Below are 12,468 nucleotides of genomic sequence, written 5' to 3'. Positions count from 1 at the left end.
ACGCCAAAAATAAGGTGAGTTGTTTTCAAATTTATGACGCGGCGCAGGTCAGAAATGGTCGGCGATCGGCGTCCAGATATCGGTCAGCGCGCCCTCTTTGCCGGTAAAGGGATCGCGCGTCGGCAGCGGCACCTGCTTCACCTGCTGCTCGGCCGCGCGCAGTCTGGCCGGCTCGTCGCGGTTGGTCTCCGGCGCAAAGCCCTCCGGGTAGGCGCCGACCACCATAAAATCCTCGCTGGCATAGACCTGCTTATGGCCGACGCCCGCCGGGATCAGCACCGCGTCGCCCGCGCGCAGGGTCACCATACGGCCGGTGTCGCCGCCGAACAGGACTTCCGCCCAGCCCTGCGCCACGCCCAGCAGCTCATGCGTATTGGGATGGTAGTGGGTATAGGGAAAAATGTCGTAACGCCATGAGGGCGGCCAGCCGTTGCGCGCAAAAGTCTGCTCGAACCAGCCGGCAAGATCGGGCTCCTCCTCGTTCGCCTCATCCAGCGCCACGCGCGGCCAGATAATAAGCGGCAGAGGATTGTTTGGCACGCCGCCCGACGGGCTGGCGAGCATCAGATGCTGCGGATTATTCGACGAGCCGGCGGCAAAGGTGCCCGCCGCGAAGGACATCAGCAACATCAGACTGGAAGAAGAGGCAGTCATACAGGTTCTCCGGGTAGCTTTCCGCTAATTGTGGCAAACCTGATGATTGTTGCAATGTGCGCCCGCCAGCAGATCCGCCATAAAAGCATGATTTTGCTAACCAAACACAAATAACTAAGCAACAATCCTGCTACTTTGTGCGGTCAGCTTATCCCGGCAGCGCCGCGCAGAGCGCAGGCGACGGCAAGACGCCTTTTTTCTGCTCCGGTTCCGGCGCGAAATCGGGCAGCTCCTCGACCTTTTCCGGCGGAACGGGCTTGCCCAGCAGATATCCCTGTAGGGTATTGCAGCCTAAGCCGGTTAAAAAAGCCTGCTGTTCGGCGGTCTCTACTCCTTCCGCCACCACTTTGAGATCCAGCGACTGCGCCAGCGCGACGATGGCGGAAACGATAGTGGCGTCTTCGGTCTGATGCTGCAGTTCGTTAACAAACGCCCGATCGATCTTGAGCTCGCTGGCCGGCAGGCGCTTGAGATAGAGCAGGCTCGAATAGCCGGTGCCGAAGTCATCTATCGACGCCTTAACGCCCAGTCGCGTCAGTTCGGTCAGGATGCGCACGCTCTCGTCCGGATCGCGCATCGCGGTGGTTTCCGTCACTTCCAGCGTCAGCAGTTCGGGCGGAATGGCGTGCGTCGCCAGCGCCTCGGTCACCGTCTCCACCAGATTGCTCTGCTCAAACTGTAGCGCCGACAGGTTGACCGCGACCGACCAGTTGGTGTGCCCCTGCTGGCGCCACTCATGCAGCTGGCGGCAGGCTTCGTTAATGACCCAGCAGCCGATATTCAGGATCATCCCGGTCTTCTCCGCCAGCGGCAGGAAGATATCGGGCGTCAGCAGGCCGCGCGTCGGATGCTGCCAGCGCAGCAGCGCTTCAAAGCCGATAATCGGGCCGCGCGGCGCGCAATATTTCGGCTGGTAAAACAGCCGGAGCTCGTGATTTTCCTGGGCGTGCCACAGATCGTTATTAAGCTGCAGCTGACTCTGCGCCAGGGTATTCATCGAAGGCTGAAAGAAGTTATGCCCGTTGCGGCCGTTGTTTTTAGTGTGGTACATGGCGGCGTCGGCGTTGAACATCAGCTCGCGCTCGTCGTTGCCGTCGCCCGGATAGACGGCGATGCCGATGCTCAGCGACACCATCAGCTCGTAGCGGGAGATCTCAAACGGACGCTCAATAGCCTTCACCAGCGTGTCCGCCACCGTGGCGGCGTCGTTGGGATCGTTAATATCGATCAGCAGCACAAATTCATCGCCGCCCAGCCGCGCCAGCGTATAGTAGCCCTTCATCTGCTCGCTCATGCGCTCGGTGACGGCGATCAGCAGGCTGTCACCGACGTGATGGCCGAAGGCGTCATTCACCGCCTTAAAGCCGTCGAGATCCATAAACATCAGGGCGAACTGGGTGCGCTCGCGGTTAGCCTTATTGATCGCCTGCTCCAGACGATCCTCCAGCAGAATGCGGTTCGGCAGGCGCGTCAGGTTGTCGTGCAGCGCCAGCTGCGCCAGTTCGCGGTTTGCCTCTGCCAGCGAGCGCGCCAGAATGGCGGTGCGCGCCTGCATGCGCGCGTCAAGCATCGACACCAGCAGCGTAATGCCGAGGATCGCCAGCGTTACCACCGTCACCAGAATCGCCAGCCAGTTGCTGTTGACGCCCATCGAGCCGGCATGGCTGTGCGCCGGGAAGCTGGCCGCCGCCATGCCGGTATAGTGCATGCCCGCGATGGCGCATCCCATTACTACCGACGCGCCGACGCGCAGCAGCGTGGTGCGGCCGGTGGTGCCGTCGCGCAGGTTGAATGCCAGCCACAGCGCCGCGCCCGACGCCACCAGCGCAATCACTACCGAGAGCGCAATCCAGCCCCAGTTCCAGCTGATGCCCGGCGAGAACATCAGCGCCGCCATGCCGGTGTAGTGCATCGCCACCACGCCGCTGCCCAGCACCAGCGCGCCGCCCAGCAGTTTTTTTAGCGGCAGATCGCCCTGACAGACCAGCCAGAGCGCGAAGATCGAGGCGATAACGGCAATCGCCATCGAGACGCCGGTGAGCGACGCGTCGTAGCTCATCACCATCTCCATGGTCATCGACAGCATGCCGATAAAGTGCATCGCCCAGATGCCGACGCCCATGGCGAAACCGCCGCCGAACAGCCATATCAGCGCGACTTTTCCTGTCGAGGTGGCGACGCGGCCCGCCATATCCAGCGCGGTAAAGGACGCCAGCATCGCAACGAGAATGGAAACGATGACGGTAAACGAATCGTATGAGGTCACTAACATAGTGAAGTCCCGTTAAAGCGCAAAATCGCAGCCGTGGTGTTGTAATGAAAAAGTCACAAGGATGAATTATCTGCTCAGGTTATCGGCAAAAGGCAAAGGGTAATTAGCCTGCCACGATGAAAGCTTCCGATGCCTGTGAGCGTTAAAATCTATCGTCAGACGGTGGCGAAGTCGGCGATGCGATCGGCCGGCGTCGGTTTGCCCAGCAGATAGCCCTGCAAAGCGTCGAAGCCCAGCCGGGTCAGCAGCGTCTGCTGCTCTTCGGTTTCTACCCCTTCCGCCACCATATGCAGGTTAAGCGTCTGCGCCAGCGCCAGCATCGCGCTCACCACGGTGGCGTCCTGGCTGTCGGCGCGCAGGCTATTGATAAAGCTGCGGTCGATCTTCAGTTCGCTGGCCTCAAGGTGTTTCAGGTGCAGCAGGTTAGCGTAGCCGATGCCGAAATTATCGATCGCCACTCTGACCTCGATTTTTTGCAGCTCGCTGATGCGCTGCTGGCTGAACTGCGGATCGCGCATCGCGATGCTCTCCGTGATCTCCAGCGTCAGCGAGCCGCCCGGCAGCTGATGGCGCAGCAGCGCCTGGCGCACCGTATCCAGCAGATCGCGCTGGTGAAACTGCAGGGCCGAGAGGTTAACCGACACCGTCCAGTTTGGGTGCCCGTCGCTGTGCCACTGTTTGAGCTGGCGGCAGGCTTCGTTAATCACCCAGTTGCCCAGCGCGACAATCTGTCCGGTCTTCTCGGCGCGCGGCAGAAAGATATCGGGCATCAGCAGGCCGCGCGTCGGGTGCTGCCAGCGCAGCAGCGCTTCAAAGCCGATCAGTTCGCTGCTGCTGGAGCGGAACTTCGGCTGGTAGAACAGCTGCATCTCCTGACGCTCCAGCGCCTGCCACAGGTCGTTGGCCAGCGCCAGCTTATGCTGCGCGCTGGCGCTCATCGCCGGCTCGAACAGGCAGTAGCCGTTACGCCCGCTGTGCTTGATGTGGTACATCGCCGAATCGGCGTTGAACATCAGCTCCTGCTTGCTGCGACCGTGCTGCGGACAGAGCGCGACGCCGACGCTGAGCGAGACGCGCAGCAGGTAGCGATCCAGCTCGAACGGCTCGTCAATCGTATTGACCAGCCGCTGCGCCAGCGCCGCTGCTTGCCGGCTCTCGTTGCCCTGCGCCAGCAGCACAAACTCATCGCCGCCGAGGCGCGCCAGCAATATTTTTTCGTCGCTGAGCTGGCGGCGCAGGCGATCGGCGACCGCTATCAGCAGGCGATCGCCCACGTAGTGACCCCAGGTGTCGTTGACCGCCTTAAAGCCGTCGAGATCCATATACATCAGGGTAAAGCCCGGCGTATCGCGCGTTGTCTGGCTGAGCGCGACGTCCAGCCGCTGCTCCAGCATCACGCGATTGGGCAGCGCGGTGAGATTGTCATGCATCGCCAGCTGATGCAGCTCCTGATTCGCCTGGTTAAGGCGCTGCGCCAGACGCGCGGCGCGCAGCTGGGCGTCCAGCATCGAGGCGAGCAGCGTAAAGCCGAGAATAGAGAGCGTGCCGAGCGCGACCCACACCGCCAGCCCCTGGCCGCTAACGCCCTGCGCCAGCGGCATGCTGTGGCGGTCGAACTGCGCCGCCGCCATGCCGGTGTAGTGCATGCCGGCGATGGCGACGCCCATCACCAGCGCGCCGAGCGCGCGCATCGTCAGCAGATATTTTTCGCCCTGGCGCAGACGAAACGCCAGCCAGAGCGCGGCGGCGGAGGCGAGGTAAGCGATGGCGACGGAGAGCGCCACCAGCGAAAAGCGCCAGTGCAGCGCGGGCGAGATCATCAGCGCAAGCATGCCGGTGTAGTGCATCGCCACGATGCCGCTGCCGAGCATGGCGCTGCCCGCCAGCCAGCGTCGGCGGCTAAAATGCCCGTGCTGAGTCTGCGCGAACGCCAGCATACAGGCGACGCAGGCCGCCAGCAGCGACAGCACCGTCAGGCTCACGTCGTAGCGCATCGGCATCATCATCGCCAGCATGCCGATAAAATGCATCGCCCAGATGCCGATGCCCATCGCCATGCCGCCGGCCAGCAGCCATAAACGCGCTATCCAGCCGTGCGATACCGCGACGCGCCCTGCCGTGTCCAGCGCGGTAAACGCGGCGATAAAAGCGACGATCAGCGAAACGCCGACCAGGACGCTATCCCAGGTGACCAACAGCATGTGTAGCTCCCCACAGCCTGCCTGTGAGCAGGCGCTGTGTTGTAATCAACAAAGATTCCAAAAAAAACAGACGGATAAAAAAGTGGTCAGCCGTGCAGTTTATTATTTTCAGGGCCGATTAGCGCTGTCCCGATGCGGGCGGGACGTGATTAAGACTTTTCCTGGCATGGTAACTAAAAGGGTAACTGGACCTGATTAATGTATGAACATATCACTGTTAACGAGGCGGCGGTAGAGGGCAAAATACCCCGCGCTTTGCTTTTTTTTCTTTAACCCAAGGTATTGGTATTACAGGTTTATCGGCCTGAAATGCCAATTGATTAAGGAAAAATTCCGCTATCGCTTCACCGGCGCTTGCGCGCTGTTCTATATTAAGTAAAATTTATAAAAAACCCTTAGCTCAAAGCTAAGATTATCCTCAGGATGAGGCGCCCTTTCCCGCTTTGCCGGGGCCGCAGTTACTAAACTTTGTTTGATTTAATAATTAATCACCGGGCAAAAAAGCACTGACTCTGAATAATCGGTAAGGATTAATTATGAAATTCAAGCTTTTTTTGTTTGCCGCTGCGGGCCTGACCTCGGCACTCCCTGCTGTGACATTTGCCGCCACCACCACAGGGACGATCAACGCCACCCTGACGCTGACCACCGGCTGCCTGGTGAACGGCCAGTCCGCCACGACCGGCGTTAACTTCGGTACCTTGAACTTCGGCAGCAGCGCGGCGACCTTCGATACCCTTAACGCCACGCTGGTCGGCGCGTCCGGCAACGGCATCTACGTGCGCTGCACCACCGGCCAGACTTTCAACGTGCAGGTGACCAGCAGCAACGCGGCGCCCGCCACCATCTACGGCACCGTTTCCGGCCAGCCGCGCTACCTGATCCTCGGCTCCAACAATACTCAGGGGATCGCCTACACCCTTTATAGCGACGCGGCCTTTACCACTGCTATCGCCAATAACACCAATATCGCGCCCAGCGGTACCACCGATCCGACGCTGGGCACCAACTACGCCATATACGGTCGCGTCGTAGGCGGCGGCTTCAACCCGCTGATTCCGGCAGGCACCTATACCGACACCATTAACGTCGCCGTGAATTACTGATCGCGCGGTCAGGAGCATCCGGGTGGCTGCGCCGCGCGCTTTGCGCAGGCTGATCTACGCGCTGCCCCTGCTGACAGGAAGTCTTAGCGCCTGGAGCCTGCCCACCAGCACGTTTCAGGTGTCCGCTTCCATCGTGGCGGGCTGCATCGTCTCCGGTACCAATACCGGGGTTTTCGGCACGCTTGATTTCGGCTCGCAGTCGGGCGTTGCCCGCAACAGCGTCAGCGCCAGTTTTGTGCAGAGCGCCGCTATTACGCTCGCCTGCACCCCTGGCACGACGCTGAGCATGAGCATCAGCGGCGGCAGCAACTACACCACCACGCGCAACCTGAAGCACACCAGCAATACCAATACTGTGCCCTACACCCTCTACACCAACGCCAGCCATACCACCGCGATCCCGGTGAACAGCGCCGTCGCGCTGAGCTACAGCAATGCCAATAACATTACGCTGCCGATTTACGGCCTGCTGCAGCTGCCTGGCCCGACGCGCGCCGGCGTCTACACCGACACGCTGACCGTGACGCTGAGCTGGTAGCCGCATGCTTAAAGGAGAAAGTTGATGATGCGCGCCCTGTTGTTCTTTGTTTCCCTGCTGGCGGCCAGCGCCCAGGCGGCAAACTCGCTGATGATCTGGCCAATCGATCCCGCCATCAATCCGGAGGAGAAAGCGAGCGAGCTGTGGCTGGAAAACCGCGGCAGCGTCACCACGCTGATGCAGGTGCGTATCTTCAGCTGGCAGCAGGTCGGCGGCAAAGAGCAGTACGCCACGCAGCAGAGTATCGTCGCCAGTCCGCCGCTGGTGCGCATCGAGCCGGGGAAAAAGCAGCTGGTGCGCCTGATCAAGCAGACGCCGCCCGGCACGGGCCAGGAGCTGGCGTACCGCGTGGTGCTCGATGAGATCCCGACGCCGCGCACGCCGGGCGAAAACCAGGCGGGCCTGAATTTTCAGATGCGTTACTCGGTGCCGCTGTTCGTCTACGGCGACGGGCTGACGCGCGACGGGGCAAAACCGGATTTAAGCTGGCGGCAGGTGAGCGAAGGCGGCCGATCCTGGCTGCTGATCGCCAATCGCGGCAGCGGCCATGCGCGCCTCAGCAACGTCACCGTCGGCGGACGCAAGCTGGGCGACGGCCTGTTCGGCTACGTGCTGGCGCGCAGCGAAAACCGCTGGCCGCTGAAAACTCCTCTTAGCGGCCAGATGACGGCAGACACCAACGCCGGCGCGTGGCGCAGCGCGCCCAGCCGCTAAATGCCGCGCGCACTTCACCCCTGCGCGCTGGCGGTGGCCAGCGTTTGCGCCTGTCTGACGCCGGCCGCCGCGCTGGCGGAGACCTTTTCGTCGCTGCCGCCGCCGCCGTCGCAGGAGAGCAGCAGCGATCGTCAGCGCTATATGCTGGAGCTGGTGATCAACCAGCGCGAAAGCGGCGTTATCGTGCCGGTAGAGCGGCGCGACGGCCGCCTGCTGGTGCGCGCCGGCGATTTGCAGCGCGTCGGCATTCCCTCGGAGAAATTGCCCGACCCGCAGCAGGTCGACGTCAGCCAGTGGCCCGACGTCAAAGCGGATTACGACGATCGCCGCCAGCGGCTGCTGCTGACGGTGCCGCCCGCCTGGCTCCCCGGCCAAGTGATCGGCGAGGCGCAGAACGGGCCGCGCTACCCTGGACGCGCCACAACCGGCGCGCTGTTCAATTACGACCTCTACGCCACGCGCACCACCAACGCGGGCACGCGCCTTTCCTCCTGGAACGAGCTGCGCCTCTTCGGCTCCGCCGGCCAGTTTTCCAGCAACGGCGTCTGGCAGCAGCAGATTGAGGGCCGCGCCCCCGCGCAGGATGACGGCTATATCCGCTACGACACCTGGTGGAGCAACGAGGATGAGAACAATGCGGTCAGCTGGCGCGTCGGCGATCTCACCACCGACGCGCTGAGCTGGAGCAACAGCGTGCGTCTCGGCGGGATACAGGTCGGCCGCGATTTCAGCGTGCGGCCCGATCTGGTGACCTATCCGCTGCCCGCCTTCTCCGGCCAGGCGGCGGTGCCCTCCACCGTCGATCTCTTTATCAACGGCTACCGATCCAGCCAGGCGAACGTGCAGCCGGGTCCCTGGTCGCTGACCAACGTTCCTTTCGTCAACGGCGCGGGCGATGCGGTGATCACCACGACCGACGTGGTAGGACGTCAGGTCACGACGACGCTGCCCTTCTATGTCTCCAGCACGCTGCTGAAAGCGGGCCTGAGCGACTACTCCTTTTCCACCGGCGCGTTTCGCGACAACTATGGCATCCGCAATTTCGACTACGGCGAGGCGGCGGCGAGCGGCTCGCTGCGCTACGGCGTCGCCGACTGGCTGACGCTGGAAACCCATGCCGAAGGCAGCGACAGCCTGGCGATGGGCGGCGCGGGCGCGATGTTTCGCGTCGGCAGCCTCGGCGTGCTGAACGGCGCGGCGGCGCAGAGCCAGATGAGCGGCGCAGCCGGCACGCAGTACAGCTGGGGCTACCAGTACAACAACAGCTGGTTCAGCATCGGCACGCAGCATATTCTGCGCAGCCGCGACTTCGGCAACCTCGCGCTGCTTAGCAGCCGCACCGGCAACAGCGACACCAGCAATACCACCTATAGCCTGGCGCGCCGCAGCGCCCAGTACAACGCCAGCCTGTCGCTGAGCCAGTACGGCAGCCTCGGCGCCGCTTATATCGATATCAGCGGCGGCGACGGCCAGCATACGCGGCTGCTCAACCTCTCCTGGAGCAAAACCCTGTGGGGTAATTCCAGCCTCTACGTTTCCGCCAGCCGCGATCAGGAGCAGGGCGCATGGAGCGGCGCGATTTCGCTGGTGATCCCGTTCGGCGAGCACGGCAGCGCCTCGGTGAGCATGGAGCGCGACCAGCAGGGCGAAAATAATCAGCGGCTCTATCTCTCGCGCGCGATGCCGAGCGACGGCGGCTTCGCCTGGGACGCCTCCTGGGCTAATCAGGGCGGCGACAGCGGCGACTACCGCCAGGGAAGCCTGCGCTGGCGCAATAACAAAATCGACACCTCGGCGGGCTTCTACGGCGACGACGACTACAACACCCAGTGGGCGGATCTCACCGGTTCGCTGGTGCTGATGGACAATCAGACCTTCGCTGCCAACGCCATCAACGACGCCTTCGTGGTGGTGAAAACCAGCTATCCCGACGTCAACGTGCGCTATGAAAACCAGTCGATGGGGCGAACCGATCGCAACGGCTATCTGCTGGTGCCCTCGATCAGCAGCTACTATCCGGCGAAGTACGATATCGACACGCTCGACCTGCCCGCCGATATGACGACGCCCAACGTTGAACAGCGCTTCGCGGTGAAACGCCAGAGCGGCTATCTGCTGCACTTTCCGGTGGAGAAGCTGCGCGCCGCCAGCGTGATCCTGCAGGATGCCGACGGCCAGCCGCTGCCGGTCTCCAGCCAGGTGCTGCGCGAAGGCCAGGCAACCGAATATGTCGGCTGGGACGGCATCGCCTGGCTGGAAAACCTGCGCGCCCGCAACCCGATGCGCGTCGCCACGCCGGACGGACGCACCTGCAACGCCGAGCTGACCATCGCCAGCGGCCAGCCGCAGGCGCTGAAAACCTATGGCCCCATTACCTGCCCGCTGCCGCCCAGGCCAGCAGGCGCGCCGGTGCCCAGTGCCGATAACTCCACCTCAGGGATTATTCCATGAAAAAAATCCTGCTGCTGCTGGCGCTGATGGCGCTTTTCCCGACGCTGTCGCGCGCCGCCTGCGCCCTGCCCGCCTCCACCGCCAGCTTTGGATCGGTGACGACCTTTGTGGTCAACAGCACGGCGCAGGCGACCTCGACCAACGCCAACGTTAACTGCGGGTCCGGCTCCTCGCTCTCGCTGCTGGGCAATAACCAGATCACCTTTCAGCTGACCGGTGCCACCAACGTCAACGGCACGCGCGGCACGCTCAAGCGCAGCGGTGACACCGGCACCGATAATATTCCGGTGCAGCTCTGCATCGACAGCGCCTGCGCCACCGAGCTCACCATCGGCGCCGCCGCCTACGTCATCAGCCAGTCGGTGCTGGTCAATCTCGCCGGCCTGTTAGGCAGTCTTAACTTCGCCATTCCGGTCTATCTGCGCAGCGTGCCGGGCCAGACGGTGGCCGCCGGCACCTATACCACCACGCTGAACCTGGCGGTGACCTATAACATCTGCACTAGCGTCGGCGTCGGCAACATTTGCCTGTCGCCGCAGACCGGCAGCGGCGTGATCCCCATTACCGTCACCATGGTGGTCACCAACGACTGCACCACTATCACCGCGCCCAATATCAGCTTCGGCAGCGCGCCGCTGGTAGGCAGCTTCTCTGCCGTGTCGCAGACGATTAACGTGGTGTGCAGCAAAGGCAGCACCTACACGGTAGGGTTAAGCAATGGTAACTACCTTAGCGGCACGCAGCGTCAGATGGCGAGCGGCACTAACCGGTTAAGCTATGAGATTTACAAGGGAACCAGCAGCAACCGCTGGGGGCCGAGCGGCACCGAGCGCTACAGCAGCGCCAGCTCCACCAGCGTGAGCACGGACGGGCTGACGCGCGGCTACAGCTATACCGCGCGCATCCTCACCACGCAAAACACGCCGCCCGCGGGGAACTACACGGACAGCGTGGTGGTGGACCTGTCGTTTTAGATTGAGGCGCCGGCGGTCGCGCCGCTGTGGCGCGCACGATACTGCCTGACCATGCGGCCAATCATCAGCGTGCCGATCAGGCCGCAAACGGCGGCGAAGGTGAGCCAGACGCCGGGCATCGCCTTGTCGCCGGTGGCGTGGATCAGATAGCTGGAGATGGCGGGCGTAAAGCCGCCGAACAATGCAGTTGCCAGGCTGTAGGCGAGCGAGAAGCCTGAGGCGCGCACTTCAGCAGGCATGATTTCCGCCAGATAGACCACCATCGCGCCGTTATAGCTGGCATAGAGGAACGAGAGCCAGAGCTCCGCTTCCATCAGATGGGCGAAGGTCGGCGATCCCACCAGCCAGTGCAGCACCGGCCAGGTGGTGAGGATCATCAGCAGCGTAAAGGTAATCAACAGCGGACGGCGGCCGATGCGATCCGACAGCGCGCCCATCAGCGGCAGCCAGATCAGGTTGGAGACGCCGACGCACAGCGTCACCAGAAAGCTCTCTTTATCGCTCATCATCAGCACGGTTTTGCCGAAGGTAGGCGTAAAGGCGGTGATCATATAGAACATCACGGTGGTGGTGACCACCATCAGCATGCCCGCCAGCACCAGCGCCCAGTTGCTCGCCAGCGAACGCATAATCTGCTGCATGGTCGGATGCTGTTTGCGCTGGCTGAAGGCTTCGGTCTCTTCCAGCATGCGGCGCACCCAGAACAGAAAGGGCACGATCATACAGCCAACAACGAAGGGAATACGCCAGCCCCACTCCGTCACCGCCTCTTTCGCCAGCAGATGGTTGAGTAGCAGGCCGAGCAGCGCGGCGAAGATAACCGCAATTTGCTGGCTTCCCGACTGCCAGCTAACGAAAAAGCCTTTGCGCCCTTTTGGCGCCACCTCGGCCAGATAGACTGAGACGCCGCCCAGCTCGACGCCGGCGGAGAAGCCCTGCAGCAGGCGGCCAAGCAGGATGAGAATCGGCGCGGCGGCGCCCAGCGTGGCGTAGCCCGGCACCAGCGCGATAGTGAGCGTGCCGATCGCCATCAGCCCTAACGTCAGCAGCAGCCCCTTGCGGCGGCCATGATGGTCGATATAGGCGCCAAGCACGATCGCCCCTAACGGCCGCATCAGGAATCCGGCGCCGAAGGTCATCAGGGTCAACATGAGAGAGGCGAATGGATCGTCGCCAGGGAAGAAGGTTTTCGCTATGGCGGTGGCGTAGTAGCCAAACACCATAAAGTCATACATTTCAAGGAAGTTACCGCTGGTAACGTTAAAGATAGTTCGGGCGCTGCCCTGAGGCTTTTGTAAAGACGGAGTGTGACTCATAGTGGCTTCCTGCGTTTTTTCTCCGTTTTAGCCTGAGCGAGGCGCGAATAACGTGATTAACCTCACCATTTCACTTTACAATTATGAAACCAAGAGTAACAAACAATTAACCTTGCAATTATGCAGCAGGATTCACCTTTTCACCTGTCCGTGCGGACTGACTCTGCCTTCAGGTAGTCTACAAAGCGACGTATCAAATAAGCAGGTATAACGGGAAAAGTGTCAGAAGAGGCACAATAGCG

Annotated in this window: 9 protein-coding genes; 5 read left to right on the top strand and 4 right to left on the bottom strand. The window is 62.0% G+C overall.

The window, feature by feature from the left end; genetic code table 11:
• Nucleotides 1-48 precede the first annotated feature (48 nt).
• The 3 genes from PVE98_RS03005 to PVE98_RS02995 all read right to left on the bottom strand — a co-directional run bounded on the left by PVE98_RS03005 (nucleotide 49) and on the right by PVE98_RS02995 (nucleotide 5,127).
• Complete coding sequence (locus PVE98_RS03005; RefSeq protein ID WP_096073804.1) at nucleotides 49-654, bottom strand: cupin domain-containing protein; 606 nt, start codon at nucleotides 652-654, stop codon at nucleotides 49-51.
• A 148-nt stretch (nucleotides 655-802) separates the two neighbouring features.
• Nucleotides 803-2,926, bottom strand: coding sequence for a bifunctional diguanylate cyclase/phosphodiesterase (locus PVE98_RS03000; RefSeq protein ID WP_096073805.1), 2,124 nt, complete (start codon nucleotides 2,924-2,926; stop codon nucleotides 803-805).
• A 155-nt stretch (nucleotides 2,927-3,081) separates the two neighbouring features.
• The gene (locus PVE98_RS02995; RefSeq protein ID WP_096073806.1) at nucleotides 3,082-5,127 is read right to left on the bottom strand and encodes a bifunctional diguanylate cyclase/phosphodiesterase; all 2,046 of its coding nucleotides are present in this window, start codon (nucleotides 5,125-5,127) and stop codon (nucleotides 3,082-3,084) included.
• Between the two features lie 536 nt (nucleotides 5,128-5,663).
• On the opposite strand from PVE98_RS02995, the gene PVE98_RS02990 reads away from it, so the two are divergent.
• From PVE98_RS02990 to PVE98_RS02970, 5 genes are read left to right on the top strand one after another with little or no spacing between them, the layout of a single operon-like run.
• Nucleotides 5,664-6,233, top strand: coding sequence for a spore coat protein U domain-containing protein (locus PVE98_RS02990; protein ID WP_033752425.1), 570 nt, complete (start codon nucleotides 5,664-5,666; stop codon nucleotides 6,231-6,233).
• Between the two features lie 49 nt (nucleotides 6,234-6,282).
• Entirely contained in the window at nucleotides 6,283-6,771 is a 489-nt protein-coding gene (locus PVE98_RS02985; protein WP_227741516.1) for a spore coat U domain-containing protein, read from the top strand.
• Nucleotides 6,772-6,795: 24 nt separating this feature from the next.
• The gene (locus PVE98_RS02980; RefSeq protein WP_187143665.1) at nucleotides 6,796-7,485 is read left to right on the top strand and encodes a molecular chaperone; all 690 of its coding nucleotides are present in this window, start codon (nucleotides 6,796-6,798) and stop codon (nucleotides 7,483-7,485) included.
• Nucleotides 7,486-9,936: a fimbria/pilus outer membrane usher protein gene (locus PVE98_RS02975; protein WP_096073809.1), complete on the top strand. Its 2,451-nt coding sequence runs from the start codon at nucleotides 7,486-7,488 to the stop codon at nucleotides 9,934-9,936.
• The gene (locus PVE98_RS02970) at nucleotides 9,933-10,910 is read left to right on the top strand and encodes a spore coat U domain-containing protein (RefSeq protein ID WP_033752429.1); all 978 of its coding nucleotides are present in this window, start codon (nucleotides 9,933-9,935) and stop codon (nucleotides 10,908-10,910) included. Before PVE98_RS02975 ends, PVE98_RS02970 begins: the two co-directional genes overlap by 4 nt.
• Here PVE98_RS02970 and PVE98_RS02965 read toward each other — a convergent pair.
• Nucleotides 10,907-12,226, bottom strand: coding sequence for an MFS transporter (locus PVE98_RS02965; protein ID WP_096073810.1), 1,320 nt, complete (start codon nucleotides 12,224-12,226; stop codon nucleotides 10,907-10,909). The two genes, PVE98_RS02970 and PVE98_RS02965, sit on opposite strands and share 4 nt — an antisense overlap.
• Between the last annotated feature and the right edge of the window lie 242 nt (nucleotides 12,227-12,468).

The sequence above is a fragment of the Pantoea sp. GABEPS69 genome, assembly GCF_045780835.1.
Lineage (GTDB): Bacteria > Pseudomonadota > Gammaproteobacteria > Enterobacterales > Enterobacteriaceae > Pantoea > Pantoea septica.
This window is presented reverse-complemented; position numbering and strand designations above follow the sequence as displayed.